General features: G+C 59.4%; 25 protein-coding genes. 15 read left to right on the forward strand and 10 right to left on the reverse strand.

Going from position 1 to position 20,873, the window contains the following annotated elements; translation table 11 throughout:
- The first annotated feature begins 22 nt into the window (after positions 1-22).
- The 4 genes from PGW49_RS01480 to hflX are packed head-to-tail and all read left to right on the forward strand — an operon-like array spanning position 23 to position 3,983.
- Positions 23-340 (forward strand): stage V sporulation protein S, encoded by a 318-nt coding sequence (locus PGW49_RS01480; RefSeq protein ID WP_006235982.1) that lies wholly within the window; start codon positions 23-25, stop codon positions 338-340.
- A 45-nt stretch (positions 341-385) separates the two neighbouring features.
- Complete coding sequence (miaB, locus tag PGW49_RS01485; protein WP_270225173.1) at positions 386-1,756, forward strand: tRNA (N6-isopentenyl adenosine(37)-C2)-methylthiotransferase MiaB; 1,371 nt, start codon at positions 386-388, stop codon at positions 1,754-1,756.
- The gene (gene miaA / locus PGW49_RS01490; RefSeq protein WP_270225175.1) at positions 1,756-2,694 is read left to right on the forward strand and encodes a tRNA (adenosine(37)-N6)-dimethylallyltransferase MiaA; all 939 of its coding nucleotides are present in this window, start codon (positions 1,756-1,758) and stop codon (positions 2,692-2,694) included. The genes miaB and miaA overlap by 1 nt, the downstream gene beginning before the upstream one ends.
- Complete coding sequence (gene hflX, locus PGW49_RS01495; protein WP_270225176.1) at positions 2,694-3,983, forward strand: GTPase HflX; 1,290 nt, start codon at positions 2,694-2,696, stop codon at positions 3,981-3,983. The genes miaA and hflX overlap by 1 nt, the downstream gene beginning before the upstream one ends.
- Here hflX and PGW49_RS01500 read toward each other — a convergent pair.
- Both PGW49_RS01500 and lexA read right to left on the reverse strand, forming a co-directional pair.
- On the reverse strand, positions 3,968-4,672 hold the full coding sequence (locus PGW49_RS01500) for a heparan-alpha-glucosaminide N-acetyltransferase (RefSeq protein ID WP_270225178.1): 705 nt from the start codon (positions 4,670-4,672) through the stop codon (positions 3,968-3,970). The two genes, hflX and PGW49_RS01500, sit on opposite strands and share 16 nt — an antisense overlap.
- Entirely contained in the window at positions 4,672-5,316 is a 645-nt protein-coding gene (gene lexA, locus PGW49_RS01505; RefSeq protein WP_040359862.1) for a transcriptional repressor LexA, read from the reverse strand. Before lexA ends, PGW49_RS01500 begins: the two co-directional genes overlap by 1 nt.
- A 163-nt stretch (positions 5,317-5,479) precedes the next feature.
- Here lexA and PGW49_RS01510 point away from each other — a divergent pair, with 163 nt between their 5' ends.
- The 3 genes from PGW49_RS01510 to dut are packed head-to-tail and all read left to right on the forward strand — an operon-like array spanning position 5,480 to position 6,872.
- Positions 5,480-5,929, forward strand: coding sequence for a LysM peptidoglycan-binding domain-containing protein (locus PGW49_RS01510; RefSeq protein WP_270225181.1), 450 nt, complete (start codon positions 5,480-5,482; stop codon positions 5,927-5,929).
- A gap of 51 nt (positions 5,930-5,980) precedes the next feature.
- Complete coding sequence (nrdR, locus tag PGW49_RS01515; protein WP_270225183.1) at positions 5,981-6,424, forward strand: transcriptional regulator NrdR; 444 nt, start codon at positions 5,981-5,983, stop codon at positions 6,422-6,424.
- Positions 6,425-6,428: 4 nt separating this feature from the next.
- Positions 6,429-6,872, forward strand: coding sequence for a dUTP diphosphatase (gene dut, locus PGW49_RS01520; protein ID WP_270225185.1), 444 nt, complete (start codon positions 6,429-6,431; stop codon positions 6,870-6,872).
- Positions 6,873-7,264: 392 nt separating this feature from the next.
- Here dut and PGW49_RS01525 read toward each other — a convergent pair whose 3' ends face one another.
- Positions 7,265-8,566, reverse strand: a complete 1,302-nt coding sequence (locus tag PGW49_RS01525) for an MGDG synthase family glycosyltransferase (RefSeq protein ID WP_270225186.1) — start codon at positions 8,564-8,566, stop codon at positions 7,265-7,267.
- Positions 8,567-8,684: 118 nt separating this feature from the next.
- On the opposite strand from PGW49_RS01525, the gene PGW49_RS01530 reads away from it, so the two are divergent.
- Both PGW49_RS01530 and PGW49_RS01535 read left to right on the forward strand, forming a co-directional pair.
- The gene (locus PGW49_RS01530; protein ID WP_270225187.1) at positions 8,685-9,623 is read left to right on the forward strand and encodes an NAD(P)/FAD-dependent oxidoreductase; all 939 of its coding nucleotides are present in this window, start codon (positions 8,685-8,687) and stop codon (positions 9,621-9,623) included.
- A 153-nt stretch (positions 9,624-9,776) separates the two neighbouring features.
- On the forward strand, positions 9,777-10,388 hold the full coding sequence (locus PGW49_RS01535; protein WP_270225189.1) for a DUF1836 domain-containing protein: 612 nt from the start codon (positions 9,777-9,779) through the stop codon (positions 10,386-10,388).
- 131 nt (positions 10,389-10,519) lie between these two features.
- Here PGW49_RS01535 and PGW49_RS01540 read toward each other — a convergent pair whose 3' ends face one another.
- The 6 genes from PGW49_RS01540 to PGW49_RS01565 form a co-directional block, all read right to left on the reverse strand.
- A complete protein-coding gene (locus tag PGW49_RS01540) occupies positions 10,520-11,386 on the reverse strand; it encodes a DegV family protein (RefSeq protein ID WP_270225190.1) in 867 nt (288 codons plus the stop codon).
- A 166-nt stretch (positions 11,387-11,552) separates the two neighbouring features.
- Entirely contained in the window at positions 11,553-12,680 is a 1,128-nt protein-coding gene (locus PGW49_RS01545; protein WP_270225192.1) for a coiled-coil domain-containing protein, read from the reverse strand.
- A gap of 32 nt (positions 12,681-12,712) precedes the next feature.
- The gene (locus tag PGW49_RS01550; RefSeq protein WP_195644922.1) at positions 12,713-13,243 is read right to left on the reverse strand and encodes an adenine phosphoribosyltransferase; all 531 of its coding nucleotides are present in this window, start codon (positions 13,241-13,243) and stop codon (positions 12,713-12,715) included.
- A gap of 40 nt (positions 13,244-13,283) precedes the next feature.
- Positions 13,284-14,162, reverse strand: a complete 879-nt coding sequence (ftsR, locus tag PGW49_RS01555; protein ID WP_117736838.1) for a transcriptional regulator FtsR — start codon at positions 14,160-14,162, stop codon at positions 13,284-13,286.
- A gap of 3 nt (positions 14,163-14,165) precedes the next feature.
- On the reverse strand, positions 14,166-14,600 hold the full coding sequence (locus PGW49_RS01560) for an FHA domain-containing protein (protein ID WP_006236002.1): 435 nt from the start codon (positions 14,598-14,600) through the stop codon (positions 14,166-14,168).
- Positions 14,601-14,666: 66 nt separating this feature from the next.
- Positions 14,667-15,371 carry a CDP-alcohol phosphatidyltransferase family protein gene (locus tag PGW49_RS01565; protein WP_089573364.1) on the reverse strand — a complete coding sequence of 235 codons (705 nt, stop codon included), beginning with the start codon at positions 15,369-15,371 and terminating at the stop codon, positions 14,667-14,669.
- Positions 15,372-15,767: 396 nt separating this feature from the next.
- Here PGW49_RS01565 and PGW49_RS01570 point away from each other — a divergent pair, with 396 nt between their 5' ends.
- The 6 genes from PGW49_RS01570 to PGW49_RS01595 are packed head-to-tail and all read left to right on the forward strand — an operon-like array spanning position 15,768 to position 20,597.
- On the forward strand, positions 15,768-16,496 hold the full coding sequence (locus PGW49_RS01570; protein ID WP_270225199.1) for a lantibiotic protection ABC transporter ATP-binding protein: 729 nt from the start codon (positions 15,768-15,770) through the stop codon (positions 16,494-16,496).
- Entirely contained in the window at positions 16,493-17,263 is a 771-nt protein-coding gene (locus PGW49_RS01575; RefSeq protein ID WP_270225200.1) for an ABC-2 family transporter permease, read from the forward strand. Before PGW49_RS01570 ends, PGW49_RS01575 begins: the two co-directional genes overlap by 4 nt.
- Entirely contained in the window at positions 17,263-18,078 is an 816-nt protein-coding gene (locus PGW49_RS01580) for an ABC-2 family transporter permease (RefSeq protein WP_270225202.1), read from the forward strand. The genes PGW49_RS01575 and PGW49_RS01580 overlap by 1 nt, the downstream gene beginning before the upstream one ends.
- A 16-nt stretch (positions 18,079-18,094) precedes the next feature.
- A complete protein-coding gene (locus PGW49_RS01585; protein WP_270225204.1) occupies positions 18,095-18,472 on the forward strand; it encodes a hypothetical protein in 378 nt (125 codons plus the stop codon).
- A 44-nt stretch (positions 18,473-18,516) separates the two neighbouring features.
- The gene (locus tag PGW49_RS01590) at positions 18,517-19,179 is read left to right on the forward strand and encodes a response regulator transcription factor (RefSeq protein WP_270225205.1); all 663 of its coding nucleotides are present in this window, start codon (positions 18,517-18,519) and stop codon (positions 19,177-19,179) included.
- Positions 19,180-19,205: 26 nt separating this feature from the next.
- A complete protein-coding gene (locus PGW49_RS01595; RefSeq protein ID WP_270225208.1) occupies positions 19,206-20,597 on the forward strand; it encodes a sensor histidine kinase in 1,392 nt (463 codons plus the stop codon).
- Positions 20,598-20,609: 12 nt separating this feature from the next.
- On the opposite strand, the gene relB is transcribed toward PGW49_RS01595, so the two are convergent.
- On the reverse strand, positions 20,610-20,804 hold the full coding sequence (gene relB / locus PGW49_RS01600) for a type II toxin-antitoxin system RelB family antitoxin (RefSeq protein WP_270225209.1): 195 nt from the start codon (positions 20,802-20,804) through the stop codon (positions 20,610-20,612).
- Positions 20,805-20,873 lie beyond the last annotated feature (69 nt).

Here is a 20,873-nt window from a genome sequence, read left to right on the forward strand (position 1 = left end):
TTTTAAATGCAGGAGTTTCTTCATGGATTGCCTGAAGGTATCAAGCAAATCATCGCCCGCGTCCGTTGCCGGCGCCATCGCCGGCATGGTCAAGGATGGTGTGCCCGTCAACATCCAGTGTGTCGGCGCCGGTGCCGTCAACCAGGCCATTAAGGCCGTTGCTATCGCGCGCGGTTTTTTGATTCCAACCGGTTTTGATATTTCCTGCGCGCCCGTGTTCTCCGACATCCTCATTAACGGGGAGTCGCGCACGGCCATCCGCCTTTCTATCTACGTTCACCAGATCAATCGAGCTGCTATGGATAACGTCGTCATGGATGATGTTAAGCCTGTGGCATAGCTTCTGCTTGCCTTGTTTCGCTCCCCATCGTTAGGACTTATGCACATGGACCAGCGTTCCGTACGCGATATTCTTGCCGGTAAAACCTACTTTATCCGCACCTTTGGCTGCCAGATGAATCAGCACGACTCCGAGCGTGTGAGCGGTCTGCTTGATTCGTATGGCTGCCTCATGGCGCTCGATCCCGCGCATGCCGATATCGTTGTCTTCATGACGTGCTGCGTGCGCGAGGCCGCCGATACTCGCCTGTACGGTCAGTGCAATTCCTGCAAAAGCCTGCCGCCTTCGCCTTCGGGCAAGCGCGTGGTTGCCGTTGGCGGTTGCATCGCGCAGCGCGATGGCGAGGGCCTGCTCACCAACGTCGATAACGTCAATGTCATCTTTGGCACGCATTCCATTGCACATGTGGCCGAGCTCATTGCCGAGGCGTTCCTTGATGGTAAGCGTCATATCCGCACCAATGAGCATGAGGATGCGGATGCTATGAGCATGCCGTGGCATCGCGAGACTCAGTATCACGCCTGGGTGCCCATCATGACGGGCTGCAATAATTTCTGCACCTATTGCATCGTGCCGTACGTGCGCGGTCGCGAAAAGAGCCGCCCCTTCGAGGAGATTGTCGACGAGGTGACCGGTTTGGTGCGCCAGAGCGTGCGTGAGATTACGCTGCTGGGCCAAAACGTTAACTCATATGGTCGCGATCTGTTTGGCAAGCCGCGTTTTGCCGATCTGCTGCGTGCCGTGGGCGATACGGGCGTGGAGCGCATCTTCTTTACGTCTTCGCATCCCAAGGACCTGTTGCCCGAGACCATCGACGCCATGGCCGAGACGCCTGCCGTTATGCCGCAGCTGCACTTGGCCGTCCAGTCAGGTTCGACGCGGATCCTCAAAGAGATGAATCGCCGTTATACACGCGAGGACTATCTGGGCCTTGTCGATCGCATTCGCAACCGCATGCCCGATATCGCGCTCTCGACCGACATTATCGTTGGCTTCCCGGGTGAGACTGAAGAAGACTTTGAGCAGACGCTCTCACTTGCCGAGACGGTCCGCTATGCTCAGGCCTATACCTTCATCTATTCCAAGCGCGCCGGTACCCCGGCCGCCGAGATTGACGATCCTACGCCGCATGAGGTTATTCTCGAGCGTTTCAACCGTCTGGTTAAGGTTATCGAGACCACGGCACACGAGTATAACCAGGGTGAGCTTCATACTGTGGTTCCGGCGCTCATTGAGGGAACGAGTAAAAAGAACGACGCGGTCCTGCTGGGCAAGAGTCCCAAGAATCAGACCGTGCATGCGCCTATCCCCGAGGGTTACAGCATCGATCAGCTTGTTGGTAAGATCGTTGATGTTGACGTTGACGTTGCCAAGACCTGGTATTTGTCCGGCTCCGTTGTGGGCGAGCCGCGCTAATGGTTTCTCCCGGGGCAGGTCTTTCCGCCGTTGCGATCGTCGGTCCGACGGCGGTTGGTAAGAGTGATGTTGCCGACCGTTTGGCAGCTCGTCTTTCGTCCGAAGTGCTGTCGTGCGATGCGATGCAAATCTATCGCGGCATGGACATCGGTACCGCAAAGATGGCGCCCGATGAGTGCGCGGCGCCGCTGCGTCTCGTCGACATTGTAGAGCCGGGTGTGGCATATTCTGCTGCGCTTTATCAGGCCGACGCTCGCGCGCATGTTGAACGTCTCCTTGGTTCGGGTTGCCTGCCGGTTTTTTGCGGAGGTACGGGGCTGTATCTCAAGGCCGCCCTCGATGAGATGGACTTTCCCTCGGGTGAACTTGAGGACGATCGTCGTGCGGGCTATCAGGAGCTTGCCGAGCGTATTGGCGAGGAAGAACTGCATGCCTTGCTTGCCGAGCGCGATCCAGAATCGGCTGCTGTTATTCATCCCCATAACGTGCGCCGTGTGATTCGTGCGCTCGAGATGCATGATGATGGCGTCTCCTATGCGCAGCAAAAGTCGCAGTTTAGTGTTCCGCACGAGCATTATCATGCCCTATGGTTTGGTCTGACGCGTAATCGCGAGGTGCTCTACGAGCGCATTAACCAGCGCGTCGATCTGATGTTTGAGCAGGGTCTTGTCGATGAGGTCCGCGGTCTTATGGGCCAGGGGCTGGGAGATGCCCTGACGTCGATGCAGGCAATTGGCTATAAAGAGATCATTGATGCTTTCAATGGCGTGATGAGCATGGATGAGGCTCGCGAACTCATTAAGATGCGTTCGCGTCGTTATGCCAAGCGTCAGCTTTCGTGGTTTAAGCGCGATGACCGTATCGTGTGGTTTGATATGGATGAATGTACGATCGATGAGGTCGTTGAGGATATCCTGCATCGTATTGAGGCTGCCTAATGCCCCGTTTCCTCCTTGTTCCCACGGCACCCGAGCCCGAGCGTGCCATTTTAGTTGGTGTTGAGTGGCGCGACAATGCATGGCCGCTCGATCGCTCGCTTGATGAGCTGGAGCGTCTTGCCCACACAGCTGGTGCCCAGTGCGTGGCACGCTTGTCGCAGCGTTTGGTAAAGCCGTATCCTAAATCGTTTATCGGTTCCGGTAAGGTTGAAGAGCTGTCCGGCCTGGTGCATCGCATGGATGCCGATGTCGTTATTTTTGACGACGACCTGACCCCCTCGCAGCAATCCTATTTGGAGAAAGCCGTGGGCGAGCCGGTAAAGATTATCGATCGTACTGCACTGATCCTGGATATCTTTGGCCTGCATGCTCAGACGCGTGAGGGACGCCTGCAGGTACAGCTGGCACAGCTTCAATATTTGTTGCCTCGCCTGCGTGGCATGTGGAGCCATCTCGCTAAGGAGCAGACGCGCGGCGGCATCGGCTCACGTTTTGGTCAGGGCGAAAGTCAGCTCGAGGTCGACCGTCGCCTCATTCGTAATAAGATCGCTGCGCTTCGTCGTGAGCTCAAGCAGGTTGAACAGCGTCGCGATGTTCAATCCAAGAGTCGCATTGAGTCCCCGGCGTTTCGCGTCGCGTTAGCCGGTTATACCAATGCCGGTAAATCGACGTTACTCAATCGTCTGACCGGCTCTACGGTACTTTCGCAGGACAAGCTGTTTGCTACGCTCGACCCGACGACGCGTTCGTATCGTCTGCCCGGCGGTCGCGGCATGACGATTACCGATACCGTCGGCTTTATTCAAAAGCTGCCCCATGGTCTGGTCGATGCCTTTAAATCGACGCTGTCCGAGGTTTTGGGTGCCGATCTAATTCTCAAAGTCGTAGATGCGTCTGACGAGGACTATGAGCGGCAGCTGGAGGCTGTCGACCGCGTGCTTGATGAGATCGGCGCCGGAGAGCGTTTAACGCTTACCGTATTCAATAAAATCGATCTTCTCGATAGCGTCGATCGATTGAGTTTCCGTCGTCGCTATCCGGAGGCCGTTCTGTTCTCGGCCCAAACGGGCGAGGGGCTCGACGATCTCGTCGACCGGATTGCTCGCGAGGCAGCTGCCACCGATGTGTTGCTCTCCGCTGATATCCCGTATCGTGAGGGCGCTCTCATCACGCTGGTACATGAGCAGGGAACCCTTCTGCATGAGGAATATCTCGAGGATGGCGTTCGCATTGTGGCGAAACTGCCGGCTCGTATTGCACCGCGGCTCGAGCGTTATCGCACCGAGTAGACGATCTCCAAAATGCCCAGAATGATGGGCTGATGCAGCAGATAAAAGGGGAGTGCATGGCGTCCAAGGCTAGCGAGCGCCGGGACGGGATTGGCGTAGGCCCAGCTTGGGGCGGGATGTTCACATCTTTGAGCGGTACGCGCAGCAAAGTATCCTGTGAGGTACATGAATATAAACGGGATGATTGGATAATAGTCGCCTGAAACAAACCTTGGGTCGGGAAATCCTAGCCACGCCAAATAGGGGAATGAATAGGTCGATTTCGGAATGCCCCATGTCGCTGCGAAGAGAGCGAGGCATATCGCAATGCCCAATGTGCTGGGAAATTTCTGAAGCATCGGTCGTGCTACGGCTGCCACAGCGGTACACGCCGCCATGCAATAAATGATGCCAAAGTTCACTGAATCGTCGACGGATACGAGCGTTGTTACGATCCAGACGACCAAAGCTGCGGCAGCGTATTTGGCCGCTCGTTTAGCATTGTTGCGTGAGAGCGTGCACATCCAACCCGCGATAAACAAGAATACCCAGCTGATGCTGGCACGCCAGATGTCTTGAAAGACAGTCTGTGTAAACCAGGGCATATCCCAACCGTACAGGTAGGCGAGATCGTAACAAGCGTGAAAACCTGCCATTGAAATCATCGTAAACCCGCGGACGGTATCAAAGATGGTGATGCGTTTTTGCATTACGAGAACCGGCGCATCAAGCCGACGACTTTGCCCAAGATAACGGGATTCGTTGCATAGATAGGCTCCATGGTGTCATTCTCGGGCTGCAGGCGTACGCGTCCCTGCTCCTTGTAGAACGTCTTGACGGTCGCTGAACCATCAATCATGGCCACGACAATTTCGCCGTTCATGGCACTCTTTTGTTCACGGACAATGATGTAATCGCCATTGAAGATGCCGACATTGATCATTGAGCTCCCATGCACCTCAAGGATAAAGGAACCCTGATCGGTGGCGATTTCGGTCGGGATAGTAAAAGTGTCTTCGATATTCTGCTCGGCCAGAATGGGAATCCCAGCCGCGACGCGACCAACGAGCGGTAGCGAGACCGTTCCGCGAGGTGCAGTGGGCTCGTCAGATTTAGAAATTGAGACAGAGGAACCGTCCTCGTTAAAGAGTTCCAGGGCGCGCGGTTTGGTGGCATCGCGCTTGAGTAGCCCGCGCGCCTCCAGGGCAGATAGATGGGCGTGCACGGTGCTGGGGGAGGAAAGGCCCACGGCAGAAGCCATCTCGCGCACGCTGGGCGGATAACCCTTCTCCTGCTGATATTCCTTGATGAAGTCGTAAATTTGCTGCTGACGCTTGGTAATTTTGCGAGCCATCAGGGCATCCTCTCTACCCATGTCAAACAAATGTTCGAATTTTGCTTGACAGGAACAACTGTTCGAAGATAATAATAACCGAACATTCGTTCTCGCGCTAGACATTTTTGTCCGCGCGGCTTGATAAAACTGTTCTCAGCAAAACACGCGAGAGGAGAACATGATGAACGTAACGAATATGGTCCAGGGAAACCTCGCCCTTAAGCTCGAGACGCCTGCAGAACCCACTTTTACGGTTGTTCAGGGTGGCCGCTCCGGCTTTCAGCCTTTGACCGTAAAGCCTGCGCGCAATCAGCAGGCTGTAGTCGCGCCGGCCCGCGTTGCCCTGAAGGTTCCGACGATTGTCGCCGTCGCCGTTGCGCTTACGCTCTTCTTTGTCCTCGCTATGTCGGTCTTTAGCGCTCGTCACGCCGCGTATGCCGAGTCCGTTTCCAACATTACCTACGAGACCATTCGCGTTCAGCCTGGCGATTCTCTTTGGTCGCTTGCCGAGGAATATCCAATCGAAGGCCTTTCCACGCAAGAGACTTCCGACATGATCCGTAACGTCAATCATCTGGAGCATGGTTCGCTCGCCGCCGGTGCGCATCTTAAGGTTCCTGCTCGTTCGTAATCATTATCGTGCTGCGCATGGTACCCTTGTTATCGTTTAAGAGGAGGTACCATGCGCTGTCCCAAATGCGGCAAGGCACATACCCGCGTCGTTGATTCTCGTGTGCAGGAGTCAAATAACACCATTAAGCGCCGTCGCGAATGTTGCTCGTGTAACTACCGCTTTACAACGTTCGAGCGATGCGAAGACCCAATCGAGGTCATTAAGTCAGACGGAACCAAGCAGCGGTTTGATCGCAATAAGCTGCTCGTCGGCTTGATGCGCGCCACCATCAAGCGCGATATCGACACTAAGAAGCTCAATGAGATTATCGACGATATCGAGGTTGAGCTGCGTTCTCGCACGCTGACGGCCGTCACGTCCCATGAGTTGGGTGACATGGTGCTCAAGCGCTTGGCCAAGATCGATAAGGTGGCCTACATTCGCTTTGCCTCGGTCTACCGCGATTTCAAAGACGTCGATGAGTTTCTGCAAGAGCTCGACAAGCTAAGGTGATTCCATGTCCAACATTACCGTCAACATAAAGCGTCTCGACCCCACCGTTGAGCTTCCCAAATACGCCCATCCCACCGATGCCGGCTTGGATTTGCGCTCCAACGAGGACTGCGTCCTGAAGCCCTTCGAGCGCCGTCTGGTCTCTACGGGGCTGGCCATCGCCCTGCCCGATGGCTACGCCGGCTTCGTTCAGCCCCGCAGCGGCTTGGCCATCAAGCAGGGCCTGTCTATAGTCAACACGCCGGGCCTCATCGACGCCCACTACCGAGGAGAACTCAAGGTTATCCTCATCAACCTGGATCCCACGAACAACATCCAAATCAACAAAGGCGACCGCATAGCCCAACTCGTCATCCAAGAAGTCCCCACGGTCAACCTCATAGAAGTAGACGAATTAGACGAAACCGACCGAGGCAAAGGAGGCTTCGGCTCCAGCGGCGTCGCCTAGGGACGCACATATCCCTCCCGCCCGCCTCGCACACATATCATTCCATGCTCAAACATTCTCGCTTCGCTTCGCTCGCTGCGAAACTGCGCGTGGAACGATATGTGAGAGAGGCGGGCGGGCGGCTACTCGCTTGAAACAATATTTACTTTTCTAGTAAGCCGATTCGACAAAGGGGCTGTCCCTTTGTCGAATCGGCTTACTGTATTTATATTTTCCTGTTTTACCTTTGCAGGTTCTAATGGAGGGGATACCGAAGTAGCTGCTAGTAAGTAAACGCAGCCGCTCTGCCGGAGCCGCCCTTATATCGTTCCACGCGCAGTTTCGCAGCGAAGCGAGAATGTTTGAGCATGGAATGATATAAGGGCGGCTCCGGCAGAGCGGCGGACATTCGACTAGCGGATATGCGCAGGTTTTCCGCCCCAGTAGAAGCGGCAGAAGGCTCTTTTGCGCTTTTGGGGTTTGCCTACGAGCTCCATGGCGGCGATGGCTATGTCTTCGGCTGCGTGGGGACGGCGCAGCACTTCGCCATTGATGAGCAGTGCCTTGAGCGACTCAGGATGATCGTGGAGATGGCGCAACGTCACGATGAGCTCTCGTGCGGTGGTGACATGCATGCTGGCGCCCATGTCGGTGAGCATGGTGGTGTTGGCCTTTTCCTGGCCATAGGACTTGCCCAGCAGGATCATCGGCAGGTGTGCGCACAGGCATTCGGTGACGGTGAGTCCGCCCGATTTGAGAATTGCCAGGTCGCAGCCGTGCATAAGCGCTGCCATATCATCGACATAGTCCAGAACCGTGACGTTTTCGAGCTTCATGGCGTCGAAGAGCGTTTTGAGGCGGGTGGCATATTCGGTGTCTTTGCCCGGCAAAAAGACAAAGTGCATGTCTTCGAAGCTGCGTAGGAAGGGGAGGGTGCGGTCCATCTCCGCGCGAAAGCGAACGTACGGTTGAGGCAAGCTGGCACCGGCCATTACCAGCACGACGGTCTTCTCGGTGGGGAGGTTGAACTTAGCTAGCTCTTCCTCGCGATCGTAATCCGTGTCGAATCCGGCGCGAATAGGAATGCCGGTAATGCGAATCTTTGTCTCGAGCACCTTGCGCGGACGCAGCGTTTCGGCCATAAATTCATTGGCAACACAGAATAAATCGGTGTCCTTGTGGGGCCACCATCCCTCGACTTCGTAGTCGGTCGGTACGCAGATGACCGGATAATCGATACCCGTAATTACGCGGGCGCCCACGGCAACATTGGCTGCTGTGATGTGCGTTGCAACCACGGCTATGGGCCTGCGGCTACGAATATATTCGTTGAAGGCGGGGAACATAATTCGCGACCATGCCGTTCCGCCACCCCAGAGAAGATGTCCCGTAAGCGTATATCGCCAGGTCAGGTCGTAAATGGGCCGCGTGGCTCCCGTAAAAGAAGCCGCGGTCTTATTGCCGTCGAATTTAATACGTCCAAAATCAAGGATATCGAGCACTTCAATCTCAATATCCTCGGGGATGCCATTGGTGCCGCGGATGAGGTCGAATGCCTGCGCTATCGCATTTGCGGCGGCCTTGTGGCCCGAGCCAACGGAGGCGTGCACGATGGTCACGAGAGGTTTTTGCTGAGCCAGGAGCGTGGTTTGCTCCGATTGGGGAGTGCTGTGCGTGAGCAGGGGAGCGTCGTCACTCGTCTGCGCCTGGTCCATCGATAACTCCCCTTCAGCTTTGTAATACGGATTTATCATTGTAGTGCATGAGTGTCACGTTCACGTAAATTTGGGTACGAGCGCAAAGAACGACAACGTTTCGACGAAAGGACGCTTCATGACTACCGATAAGCCGATCGATGTTGCGATTATCGGTGGCGGCCCCGCGGGCTATGCTGCCGCCATTTATGCTGCGCGTGCCAACCTGACGACGACCGTGATTGAGCAGGGCATGTCGGGAGGGCAGATCGCCACAACCAATGAGGTCGAGAACTATCCGGGTTTCCCGCTCCTGAGTGGCGCCGAACTCGGCGAGCGTTTTCAGCAGCATGCAGAGGGCCTGGGAGCACAGGTTACATGGAGCATGGTTACGGGTATCGATTACGATGCCGATGCAGCGTTGTTTACGGTGCATCACGATATGGGCGATACGCTGGCCTCGAGCGTTATCGCTTGCATGGGTGCCACGCCGCGTCCGGCAGGTTTCGCAGGCGAGGATACGTATCGCGGTCGTGGCGTTTCATATTGCGCAACATGTGACGGCATGTTTTTCCGCGGCAAGCAGGTTTTTGTAATCGGTGGTGGCAATTCGGCATGCGAAGAGGCGCTGTTCCTGTCCGACATTGCCAGCAGTGTGACCATCGTGCTGCGCCGCGACCAGTTCCGTGCGCCCGATGGTGTTGTTCAGAAAGTACTCGCAAAGGACAATATTACAGTTAGGTACCAAACTAGTATTGTGGAGCTATCGGGCGAAGCCATGCCAACGACGATTACCTTTAAGGACAATGCATCTGGGGAAACTCATGCCGAGTCATTTGAGCCCGGTTCGTTTGGCATCTTTGTCTTTACGGGGACGCAGCCACATACCGAGCTTGTTGAGCATCTAGTCGACCTGGCTCCCGACGGCGGCATTGTCACCGACGATTCGATGGCCACCCGTACACCTGGTCTATTTGCCGCTGGCGACATCCGTTCCAAGCGCTTACGCCAGGTTGTGACCGCCGTTTCTGATGGAGCCATAGCGGCAACGAGCGCATACGCGTTTCTCCGTGGATAAGTACGATAATATATCTTATGTAAGCTTGCTATCAATTAACTAAATGGCGGGACGATGCATCAGTGCACTGTCCCGCCAATTTTCTTAGCGGATATGTGGTATGCAAAACTAGATAACCTAGAATACAATATAGAAAACGAACGGAGGCCTCTTATGAACCACGTTAAACACGTTATTCCGATGTCCGATTCGTCGGTCAGCATTAAGCCCGAGGATATTCAGCCGACGGTGCTGCCCGATGCATTTATTCAGTCCGATATCGTGCGGAAACTCAATACATTGAGTCTGCCGCGCTATGACCAGTTGCCCAATGTGACGCTCTACCGCGACCAGGTCATTGAGTATGTTGCGCTGTGGATGGAGCCGCTGTCCATTTGCGTTGAGCAACCTGTCATTACGCCATCGATGATCAATAACTACGTGAAGGTCGGCCTGGTGCCTGCTCCGGTCAAAAAGCAATATGGCCGCGAGCAGATTGCCCGTCTGATCGCTATCTGCATCTTTAAGCAGGTGCTACCTATTGCTGCGGTCCAGGCGCTCTTTAACATTCAGCGCTTGAGCTACGATGCCCCGACGGCCTTTGATTATGTGGTCGATCAGCTTGAGGCATGGATTCGTGCGGCTTTTTCCGTCGAGCAGACGCCGGTTCCCGATACCGCCCATCAGGTCACGCGTGAGTCGTTGCTCGTACGCAGCGCCGTTTCGTCCTTCGTTTCGAAGGCGTATCTGATGAGCTATCTTAAGTTCAACGGGTTTAGCAGCTAGCGACCTGTGAGGTGGTGGGACAAAATAATCAGTAGTATTTGTCCCAGGTATGATAGCGAGTTCAAGCTAGCTTCCGCTATCGACCCTGGGACTAATACTACTGATTATTTTGTCCCACCAACGTTGCAGCCTTAGCGTCCTGAGGAAACGCCCATGCCATAGCCGATAATCAGGCCGTGCATCTCGGCGTAATAGGAATCAAGGCCGTTGCAGGGCATGATGATGGCCTTAGAGCCTGGCCAATGCTCAACAATGTGATCTGCTAGCGCCTGGGCACCCGCTTCGTTCTCAACATGATCGATGACAACCTCGCCGCCGGTAAAACCCTCCGCTTCCATGGTGTCGATAATCTTGTTGAGCATCTTCTTTTCACCGCGCGTGTGCCCGACGAGCTCGATCTCGCCTGCTTCGCTCGCGGTGCCCAAAATGCGGATATTGAGCTTGTTGGCAATGACGCCGGCGGCCTTAGGGATTCGTCCGGCCTTCGCGAGGTTCTGGTAGTTGCACAGGCTAAAGAGGATCTTGCTGTTTTGCTCTAGGGCATCAAAATAGCTGCAAGCATCGTCAAAGGAAACATCCGGATTGCTTGCAAGATAGCGATCAAAGAGTAAGAAGATCAAGTCCATCTTGCCACCCGCGGCTCGCGAGTTAACCAGGTGAATCTGGCGCTCGGGCTCTGCGGCAAGGACCATATCGCGTGCCGTAGCGGCGGCGTTGTAGCTACCCGAGACACCCTCGGAGATGGGCATGCAAATCGTCTTATCGGCCAGCTTAAAAAGCTCTGCCCACTCCCCTACACTGGGACATGCGCTCGACGAGGCGCTTGACTCCGCCTGTACGTCGCAATTGAGCTCGTGGACATCGAGTGACAAATCATCGACAAACTCACGCTCCCCCACTCGAATTTTGAGGGGCGCAAATGCAAAGGTGGTATGGGGCGCGGTCGGTTGCCAATCGCGGAGGTTGCAGCTTGAATCTGAGATAAGTGCCCAGCTCATAGAGGGTCCTTTCTAATTGTTCCTCAACAATTATAGCCATCTTGCAAACTGAATGTACGGCTATCTAGTTTTGAATACTAGCTAGCCGTACAAGATTAGAGAAAAAAAGAATGGACCTCGCGACTTGAAGCCACGAGGTCCACATTCACACGCTGTGTAAGATGACTTAGTAACGCACAAAGATATAGTTATTGTTCATGCCGGCGGCAACGGAGCTGATGATGACACCCGTGTTGTAGTCGGAAGCATGAATCATCTGACCACCACCGATGTAAATGCCGGTGTGGTACGAGTTGACCACAACGTCACCGGGCTGCGGATCGGACACACGCGTCCAGCCCATAAAGGTACCCGTGGTGCCCAGGCGGCAATAGCGACCAGTGAGGCAATAGCTAACAAAACCAGAGCAGTCGAAGCTGTTCGGGCCAATTCCGCCCCAGGAATAGGCGCAACCAAGCTTACTGTACGCACGCGAGACAACAGAGCCGCCATCGACGGACTGGCTCGGAACAGAAGGCGTCGGAGCTGGAGCGGGCGTGGGGGGCTGCGGCGTCGGAGCAGGTGCCGGCGTAGGAGCCGGAGTGTTGCCGCCCTGGTTGTTGTTATTGCTGGTCTGGCCACCGTTGTTGGTGTTTTCGGTCGTGCCGGCGGTCTCGGTGTTCACCGTGGCCTTCTCGGCAGTACTGGCGTTAATGCCGGCCTGCAGTGCGGCATTGGCCTCGGCCTCGGCGGCAAGTTCGGCCTTCAGCTGGGAGTCCAGAGAGTTCACAACGTTTTGAGCCTCGGCCTGCTGAGCGTTGAGCTCGTCGACCTTCTTTTGCGTGGCGGCGACGTTCTTCTCCTGCTCGGCCTGCTTGTTGGTAAGTTCCTGCTTAAGCTCCTTGACCTCTTGAATGGTCTGAGCTTGCTTGTCGGAAACTTTTCCGTAGTAGAACAAACGGTTGAGCATATCGCTCAGATCATCGACACCCGTCAAAACCTGAAGCAGGCTCAGACCGCCGGTTTTGTACTCGCCGGCGACATAGGTCGAGAGCTTGGCCTGACCATCGGCGATCTCCTGCTGCTTTTGCGTGATCTCGCCGGCAGTCTGATCGAGCGCCTGCGTCTGCGTGGCAAGCTCATCGTAAATCTGCTGAGTTTGGGTACCGATCTGCTCGAGCTTCGTACGAGCAGCGGCAAGGTCGGATGCGGTATCGGCGTAGGCAGGAGCCGCGAGGCCCAAGCCCAAAACACAAGCGAGGGTTGCCGTAGCAGCGCAGCGTGCCATGTTTTTGTGCGTGTTTGCTGTGCGCATGTAGCTTCCTTTCCAGTAACTAAGGGTAACGGCTACTCCACCGTCACCAGGCTAAAGAGCTCCACATCGTCATCAGACGGCGTGAGCTTCTCGCGCGGGTTGAGAAACGCAAGCTCAAGGATACACCCGTAGCCCACAAGCTTTGCGCCCATATCTCGCACCAGTTTACCTGTTGCCTCGACGGTTCCGCCCGTCGCGACCAAGTCGTCCAGAATCAACACGGTATCTTTAGAGGTAATGGCATCGGCATGGATTTCGATAGAGTCGGTGCCGTATTCGAGTTCGTAGCTCTGGCTCACCGTCTTGCGGGGTAGCTTGCCCGGTTTACGTGCGGGAACAAAGCCGGCACCAAGGGCCACAGCCACCGGTACGCCAACCATAAAGCCGCGAGCCTCGGGACCCACGACCTTGGTGATTCCCATGCCGGCAAAGTGCTCGGCGAGGGCATCGGTCATGGCTTTGAGCGCCTCGGGATTGCCAAAGAGCGGCGTGATATCTTTAAATATGACTCCGGGCTCGGGATAGTCGGGGATGTCGACGATTTGAGATTCGAAGTCGTACATTGCATGACCTTTCAATGGGTTGCCGAAATATCAGCAGCGGTTATTTGCCCGCCGTGGCGGTGCCGGAGTGCGAAGGGGCGACGACCTTGAGTGGCTTTACGAGAGAATCCTCGTGCGAAGCCGGCGTGGCTATCTCTTCGTTTTTGGCTTTGGTGGACTCGGAGCGAGTGATTTCCTCATCGAGTGCATCGATGTCGGCGTCCTCGACCACGGCATTGAGCGACTCAAAAACGCGGTTCTTGAGCAGCGCAGTGTGCACACCCTCGGTCAGGTCGTGAAGCTTCTTAAACGCACGCTCAAGCTTGGCGTCGCGCTCGTCATCGGAGGTATCCATTCCGAGCATGCTCACGAGCACCTGCTCAAACATCGAGGACTCGCGGTTGGCGGAAGACACGTACTGACGCAGGTTGCGGGGCTCGATATGGAAGCGTGACAGCTCGGAGCAGTAGCGGATGATTGGAAAATCGCGACCATCGACGAGCTCACGATTCTGCGGACTCTTGATGATGCGAATGAGGTCGTTCTCGGCGAGCGAGCGTATAAACGAAATCTCGACGCCCAGCATATCGGGAATGGTCTCGATGGGATGCAGCTTTTGCTTAGTCTCCTTGGGCTCCGTCTTGAGCGGAACATCGGACAGCAAGCCCACCTCGTAAGCGAGCGTTGACAGGTCCGTGGCGTTTTCCAAGCGCTGCTTAATCACGTTGAGCGGCATGTAGCGGGTCTTCTGCAAATGCAGGATGACCTCCAGGCGATCAACGTCCTCCTTAGAGTACTGACGGTATCCCTTAGGCGTACGATGAGGGGTAATGAGCCCCTCATCCTCTAGAAATCTAATTTTTGAGTTCGAAAGATCGGGGTATGCGCCTCGAAGTAGGTTGACGACTTGGCCGATACTCAGATAGTTGCGTTCGGCCATGCCCTACTCACCGGTTTCGATGCGCTCCGGCGTGCTCTCGTGGTAGATGAGCGTAAACGTACCGATCTGGACGGAAGAACCGTCGTGCAGCGGGGCCGCGTTGACGATGGCACCGTCGACCCAGGTGCCATTGAGCGAACCCAGATCCTCGATGCGAGCGCCGAGGCCCTCGCGAATAATGCGCGCGTGGCTGCGCGAAACGGTCATGTCATTGAGGAAGATGCCGTTTGCAGGATCGCGGCCGATGGTGGTCACGTCGTCCTCGAGCTCAAAGGCGGCACCAGTCTGCGGACCCTTGACGATGGACAGAACGGGGGCGGTGATGCGCACGTTGGCCATGAGGTCGGGAACGGTGACGTCGCTTGAAGGCACGCGGAATACGCAGGTAGCGTCAGCAGTCTTATCATTCTGAGGCATATTGTTAACCATGTTGTCCATGACAACCCCTAACTTATCGCGGACGTGCCGCAAATAATGAACCGTACGTAATCATACCCCAACGAATCAGTCTTCGATTTCAGGGTTCAGAAAGTCGATGTCCTCGTCCTCGGGATGCGCGAGAGCCTGTTTAATGGCCACTCCGCCCTTAATGGAATAGATGACAGCCGTGAGCATGGAGAAGATCACGCCGCCGTACACAAAGAAGATGCCGAGGGGCACCGAGCTTCCGTTGAGGCCCGGGAAGGCCGTAAGGGTTGAAGGTAAAAGATGCAGGCCGTCAATAACGGGGAACCCGAGCAGCATGAGTGAGAAGCCGGTCATGAGCAGTGCAGTGGCAATCTTTCCGGGAAAGACGACATCGATGGGGCGACGGTGATAATGACGCACGATAAGCGTGCCGATGCCCAGATAGATGTCGCGGCCAATAATGAGCACGCAGACCCAGATGGGCAGCTCTCCGCGGACCACCAGCCCAAGTACGCCGGTGAACAGCAGCGCACGGTCGCAGATGGGATCCATGACCTTGCCGAGCCACGAGACCGTCTTGGTCATGCGGGCGATCTGACCGTCCATCCAGTCGGTAGAGGCGGCAACGGCGTAGATAACGATGGCGATGACGCGGTTGTTATCCGTCACAAACAGGTACAGAAATACCAGGGTGAGGATCAGGCGCGTAAAGGTGATGAAATTGGAGATCGTAAAGATCTTATTCGACGGGTAATCGGAAGTGCCGATAAGCTCCTTTTTGATCTTCTTTTTGATGCCCACAGGACTCCCCCGCTGGTTAACGACAAAACTTTCGCTACTATACCCGTTCCGGCGATGTCTATCCAGCGTAAGCATAGAGAGTCCAGACATATGGAGGATGCTACTGGGTTGTGCGGGATTCTGCATTTGTGTACATCAGCCTCCAAATATGACATTTTTCGGCATCTTTGATGGCTGATGTACACGTTTTGATTCGGTGATTACATCGATCGGGAAAGTTGTTGCTTTAAGCAAATTAATCATGATGTGCGGGTCGAGAAGGGTTGGCGCCAAAAGAACTCAACGGCCGTTATGGCTTCGTTAGAAACGCGCCCCACCATGGATGGTGAACCCGAAAGGTAAGGCGCGCGGGCACGGTGACTCGGCCCGCGCTCCCGGAAGAGAAAGGATAAACCCATGGGTTACATGCTCGAGACGCGTGGGCTCACCAAGCGCTTCGGCCGCGGCGACCAGGCGCAGGACGCCGTGGCCGATGTGAGCCTTCATATCCGCGAGGGCGAGGTGTACGGGCTGCTCGGTCCCAACGGCGCCGGCAAGTCGACAACGCTCAAGATGATCTGCGGGATGCTGCGGCCGACGGCCGGGGAGATCCTCTTTGCCGGGCACGCCTGGCGCCGCGAGGACCTCTACGCAATCGGCAGCCTCATCGAGGAGGCGCCGCTCTACCCCAACCTCACCGCGCGCGAGAACCTGCGCGTGCGCACCACGCTGCTGGGCCTTCCCGAGAGCCGCATAGATGAGGTGCTCGCCGCCGTGGACCTCGCGGACACCGGGAAGAAGCGCTCCGGGCGCTTCTCGATGGGCATGCGGCAGCGCCTGGGGCTCGCGCTGGCGCTGATCGCCCGGCCACGCCTGCTCGTGCTCGACGAGCCCACCAACGGCCTCGACCCCATCGGCATCGAGGAACTGCGCGACCAGATCCGCGGCTTCGCGGCGGCGGGTACGACGGTGATCGTCTCGAGCCACATCCTCTCCGAGGTGCAGCAGATGGCGGACACCATCGGCATCATCTGCGGGGGGCGCCTCGCCTACGAGGATGCGCTTCGTCCCGGGCAGGACCTCGAGGAACTCTTCATGAGCTTCTGTCGGGAAGGGCGACAAGCGCGCGGGGAGGTGGCGGCATGACGGGTGAGAAAGGCGGCCTGCTCGCGGCCCTGCGCGCCGAGGCCCTGAAGTCGCGCCACGCGGCACCGGTTCGCCTGGCCGTGCTCATGGCGCTGCCGATGCCGCTGCTCGGCGCGATGCCCTACCGGGGCGTGCAGATCTTCAGCGCGTGGAACTACTGGTACGCGCTCTTCCTGCCCGTGGCTCTCTCGCTCGTGGTGGCGTGCGTCGCGCGGGCGGACGCTCGCACGCGGATGCGGGGGCTTCTGGGCCTGGGCTTCCCGCTCGGGCGCGCCTGGTGGGCCAAGGCGCTCTGGTGCCTCGCGCTCTGCACGCTCTCGAACCTCGTGGTCTTCGGCATCTACCTCGCGGGATCGGCGTTCTCCTCGCAGGGCCTCACGGCCGCGGGCACGCTCACGATGCTCCTCTGCGCGCTCGCCAACACGGTGACCGCGGCGTGGATGATCCCCGCAGGGCTCTTCCTCACGGCGCGGCTCGGCATGCTCGCGGGCATCTTCTGCCCGCTCGCCGCGCAACTCGTAGGTGGGTTCGCCTGGTCGCTGATGCCGCTGCCGCAGCTCTTTCCGCCGTCGGCGAACATGGTCATCCCCACGAGCTTCATCCCCGTGCTGCCGAGCGGCGAGCCACTCGCGGCGGACATGGCGCTCGGCGAGGCGCTCGCGTCGGACGGCATGCTCACGCTGGCGGGCCTTGCGGTCTGCGCGCTCGCGTTCGCCGCGCTCACGGCGGCGGGCGCGGCCTGGTTCGCGCGCTCCGAGGAGAGGTGATGGCCATGACACGACTCTCCGACCCGATGCCGCGCATGACTCTCCCGCGGGCCCTGCTCTCCGAGGCCCTGCGCCTAGCGCGCTCCCCGCTCACGGCGGTGCATCTCGTCTGCGGCCTGGCAGCCGGTCTTGCCTGCGGCGAGTACTTCTCCGTAACCCGATGGGACCCGGCGCTGGGCGCGGACGCCTACGCCCAGTTCCTCGGCGCCCTCATGCCGCTCATGTCCGCCATCGTCTGCGGGCTCGCCGTGGACGAGGAGCGCGCTGCCGGGCGCCTCGCCAACCTCATGGCGGTCCCCTCGCGCGGGCGCGCCGTCGCGGCGAAGCTGCTCGCCCTTGCGGCGCTCGGCGCGGGCGCGCTGGCCGTGGCGCTCGGCGTGTTCGGGGCCGTGCTCGCCGTCGCCGGGCGCCTGCCGCTCGGGCCCACTCCGCTTGCGGCCGCCTGGGCGGGCATCGTGCTGGGCAGCCTGCCCCTCTACGCGCTGGGGCTCGGCGTGGCCCTGCGCCTCGGCCGCAACGCCGCCATCGGCACCGGCGCGGCGGGGATGCTCCTCGCGTTCTTCTCGGTGGGCGGACTTGCGCACGGCCTCATGACCGGCGAGCTCACCGGTGCCCTGGCGACGCCCCTGAGCTGGGTGCCGCTCGCCTGGCCCGCGCGCCTGGGGTCGCTCGGGGTTGAGGCCTTCATCGACGCCGCACGCGCGGCGGGCCCACTCCTCACGACTGCGCTCGCTGGCCTCGTGCTCACCCTGGCAGCCGACGCCGTCCTTCTCGCCTGGTTCTGCCGCTTCGAGGACGGGAGGGCAGATGCGTAGGAGGCCGCTCGCCGCCATGCTCGCCCTCCTCTCCGCAGCGCTCCTTCTGGGCGGGAATGCCCTGCTCGACGCCGGCTGGGGGTCGGTGCTGCGCTCGATCGCCGACCGCGTGCTGCCCAACCCTGAGATCGCCATGTTGGCGCCCGCGCCTGAGCCCTGCAGCCACGCGAGCTCCTACGCCGACGCCACCGGGGCGGGGACAAACTATGTCTACCTGGTGGACGCGGCGGACGACAGGGGCAATGTCCGAGAGCTCCAGCTCATCTTCTTCGAGCGGGAGTCGGACGGCGAGGGCTGGCACGGGATCGAGGCGCGCGGCGGCTCGGGCGTGCGCTACCGCGCGTGCGACGCGGCCGAGCCGCCCGCAGCTGCGCGCAGGGCTCTGGACCGCTGAGTGCGGCGCTAGTACAATTCCGACGAGAGTTTCAGGAGGTCAACATGGCGAGGATACTGGCAGTGGATGATGAACGGGCGATCCTCGACGCGCTCGCGCGCGTCCTCGGCCGCGACGGCCATGAGGTCGTTAGGGCGGCGGACCCGACGGCGGTCCTGGGGATGGACCTCTCGCGCTTCGACCTCGTGCTCTGCGACGTCATGATGCCGGGGCTCGGCGGCTTCGAGCTCGTGCGGCAGATCCGCCCGGACTTCGACGGGCCCATCGTCTTCCTGACCGCGCGCGTGGCCGAGGAGGATGCCGTGGCCGCCTACGGCCTGGGCGCCGACGACTACGTCCGCAAGCCCTTCGGGGCCGCGGAACTGCGCGCCAAGGTCGCGGCCCATCTACGCCGTGAGCGCCGGCCGCGCTCGCACGCCCTCTCCTTCGGGGAGGTGCGGATCGACCTCGGGGCGCGCGACCTCGCCGTGGGCGGCGAGACCGTGCCGCTCACGCCCACCGAGTACGCCATCTGCGAGTACCTCGCGCGCCACCCCGGGCAGGTCATGAGCCGCGCGCAGATACGCGAGGCGGTGCTCGGCTGGGAGAGCGACGCCGACGACGCGGCCATATCCATGCAGGTCAGTCGCGCCCGGAGGAAACTCTCCGAGGCCGGCGCCGATCCGATCGCGACCGTCTGGGGGATGGGGTACAAGTGGCAGCTCTAAGGACCGGGGCGCGAGGTCGCGGGGGCATGCCGCTCTCCTTCGTCATCGCGCGCTACTTCGCCTACGCGTTCGCGGCGGTCGCCACGGCGTGGCTCGCCTCGTTCATGGTGCTCTCCGTGGCGATCAGCGCGGGCTTCGTCTACGAGGCAAGCTGGGGGCCGGCCAATGCGCGCGAGGTCGCGGAGGGCCTGGCACGCGACGGCGTCTGCGGGCAGCAGGACGTGCCGACGGCGTACCGCTACCTCATCCTGAACAAGGACGGAAACGTGATGATGACAGACCTCGAGGGCACGCGGCTCGAGGACGCGACGGAAATGGCCAGTACGGCACTCGCCGCGGATCCGGGCACAGTGGAGATCGAGGGCGGGGGCTCGGGCCTCACCTACGCCGCGTTCCCGCTCAAGGGCGGCGGAGCCTGCGCACTCGTCAGCGAGTACCTGCCGCAGTGGGTCTCGCGCGATCTCGCCAGCCTGCTTCCCAACCCGCAGAACCTCATGCTCGTCGGCGCCGCTGTGGGAAGCGCGCTCGCGCTCGTGGCGCGCCGTGCGAGCCGCGTGATCTCGCGCAAGATGGCGCCGCTCGCGGAGGCGGCGGGGCGCGTCGGCGCGGGGGAGCTCGACTTCGCGGTCGGCAGCACCAACGTGCGCGAGGTGAACGACGTCCTCGCCGCGATGGACGCCATGCGGGCCTCCCTCGCCGAGTCGCTCGAGGCCCGCTGGGCCGCGGAGCGGGGGCAGCGCGAGCAGATGGCGTCGCTCGCCCACGATCTCAAGACGCCGCTTACCGTGCTGCGCGCCAACGCCGACTTCGTGGCGGAGGAGCTGGAAGACGAGAATGACAGCGACCTCTCGGCCGCCGCGCGCGACATAGCCGGCGGTGTCGAAAGGCTCGACGGCTACGTGCGCCTGCTCATCGAGGCCTCGCGCGGGTCCGGCGGGGCGGAGAGGGCCCCCATGCGGCCGGCCGAGCTCTGCGAACAGGTCCTCGCCGAGGCCGCCCAGATCGCCCGGGCGCGAGGCGTGACGCTCGACGCGGCCACGGGCCCCGCTGTCGCGGACGCGCCCGAGGCCCCGCTCGACCGAACCGCCCTGGCGCGAGCCGCCGCGAACCTCGTGGCCAACGCCGCCGAGCACGCGCGCTCGCGTGTGGCGGTCTCCTGCGACGTCGCGGGCGGACACCTCGTCATCGAGGTGGCCGACGACGGACCGGGCTTCTCTCCCGCCGCCCTCGAACGCGGCTGCGAGCGCCTCTTTACAGACGACTCGTCCCGCTCCTCGCGCGACGGAGGCCGCCACTACGGGCTCGGCCTCCACGTCGCCTCCGAGGCCGCGAGCGCCCACGGGGGCTCCGTCTCGCTCGCCAACAGCCCCTCGGGCGGCGCGGTGGTCACCATCGCGGTCCCCCTGTGCGGGGCCTGACGAATCAGGCCCTCACACTGGCATGCCTCGCAACCAAACGCCTCCCGGATAATTCATGAGGCCGTACTCGTATTCGAGCCTGTCTATCTCCGCGGCGAGGGCCTCGGTCATGTAGAAGGTTTTCGTGCGGCCCGTCGACTTCGCCAGGTGGTCGTACCTGTTCGAGAGGTCCTCGGGGATTCTCAGGACTGCGGTGGCGGTTGCCATGATGCACCTCCGATCGCGTCGAAAATGTTGGTGTAAGGGTGACGCCCTAGCGTCCGTTTAACGAAAAAC

The sequence above is a fragment of the Collinsella aerofaciens genome, assembly GCF_027679495.1.
GTDB lineage: Bacteria > Actinomycetota > Coriobacteriia > Coriobacteriales > Coriobacteriaceae > Collinsella > Collinsella aerofaciens_AK.

Excerpts from the sequence above, each read along its gene's own strand:
- PGW49_RS01480 (WP_006235982.1), top strand. The coding sequence starts at position 23 with ATGGATTGCCTGAAGGTATCAAGCAAATCATCGCCCGCGTCCGTTGCC.
- miaB (WP_270225173.1), top strand. The coding sequence starts at position 386 with ATGGACCAGCGTTCCGTACGCGATATTCTTGCCGGTAAAACCTACTTT.
- miaA (WP_270225175.1), top strand. The coding sequence starts at position 1,756 with ATGGTTTCTCCCGGGGCAGGTCTTTCCGCCGTTGCGATCGTCGGTCCG.
- hflX (WP_270225176.1), top strand. The coding sequence starts at position 2,694 with ATGCCCCGTTTCCTCCTTGTTCCCACGGCACCCGAGCCCGAGCGTGCC.
- PGW49_RS01500 (WP_270225178.1), bottom strand. The coding sequence starts at position 4,672 with ATGCAAAAACGCATCACCATCTTTGATACCGTCCGCGGGTTTACGATG.
- lexA (WP_040359862.1), bottom strand. The coding sequence starts at position 5,316 with ATGGCTCGCAAAATTACCAAGCGTCAGCAGCAAATTTACGACTTCATC.
- PGW49_RS01510 (WP_270225181.1), top strand. The coding sequence starts at position 5,480 with ATGAACGTAACGAATATGGTCCAGGGAAACCTCGCCCTTAAGCTCGAG.
- nrdR (WP_270225183.1), top strand. The coding sequence starts at position 5,981 with ATGCGCTGTCCCAAATGCGGCAAGGCACATACCCGCGTCGTTGATTCT.
- dut (WP_270225185.1), top strand. The coding sequence starts at position 6,429 with ATGTCCAACATTACCGTCAACATAAAGCGTCTCGACCCCACCGTTGAG.
- PGW49_RS01525 (WP_270225186.1), bottom strand. The coding sequence starts at position 8,566 with ATGGACCAGGCGCAGACGAGTGACGACGCTCCCCTGCTCACGCACAGC.
- PGW49_RS01530 (WP_270225187.1), top strand. The coding sequence starts at position 8,685 with ATGACTACCGATAAGCCGATCGATGTTGCGATTATCGGTGGCGGCCCC.
- PGW49_RS01535 (WP_270225189.1), top strand. The coding sequence starts at position 9,777 with ATGAACCACGTTAAACACGTTATTCCGATGTCCGATTCGTCGGTCAGC.
- PGW49_RS01540 (WP_270225190.1), bottom strand. The coding sequence starts at position 11,386 with ATGAGCTGGGCACTTATCTCAGATTCAAGCTGCAACCTCCGCGATTGG.
- PGW49_RS01545 (WP_270225192.1), bottom strand. The coding sequence starts at position 12,680 with ATGCGCACAGCAAACACGCACAAAAACATGGCACGCTGCGCTGCTACG.
- PGW49_RS01550 (WP_195644922.1), bottom strand. The coding sequence starts at position 13,243 with ATGTACGACTTCGAATCTCAAATCGTCGACATCCCCGACTATCCCGAG.
- ftsR (WP_117736838.1), bottom strand. The coding sequence starts at position 14,162 with ATGGCCGAACGCAACTATCTGAGTATCGGCCAAGTCGTCAACCTACTT.
- PGW49_RS01560 (WP_006236002.1), bottom strand. The coding sequence starts at position 14,600 with ATGGACAACATGGTTAACAATATGCCTCAGAATGATAAGACTGCTGAC.
- PGW49_RS01570 (WP_270225199.1), top strand. The coding sequence starts at position 15,768 with ATGGGTTACATGCTCGAGACGCGTGGGCTCACCAAGCGCTTCGGCCGC.
- PGW49_RS01575 (WP_270225200.1), top strand. The coding sequence starts at position 16,493 with ATGACGGGTGAGAAAGGCGGCCTGCTCGCGGCCCTGCGCGCCGAGGCC.
- PGW49_RS01580 (WP_270225202.1), top strand. The coding sequence starts at position 17,263 with ATGGCCATGACACGACTCTCCGACCCGATGCCGCGCATGACTCTCCCG.
- PGW49_RS01585 (WP_270225204.1), top strand. The coding sequence starts at position 18,095 with ATGCTCGCCCTCCTCTCCGCAGCGCTCCTTCTGGGCGGGAATGCCCTG.
- PGW49_RS01590 (WP_270225205.1), top strand. The coding sequence starts at position 18,517 with ATGGCGAGGATACTGGCAGTGGATGATGAACGGGCGATCCTCGACGCG.
- PGW49_RS01595 (WP_270225208.1), top strand. The coding sequence starts at position 19,206 with ATGCCGCTCTCCTTCGTCATCGCGCGCTACTTCGCCTACGCGTTCGCG.
- relB (WP_270225209.1), bottom strand. The coding sequence starts at position 20,804 with ATGGCAACCGCCACCGCAGTCCTGAGAATCCCCGAGGACCTCTCGAAC.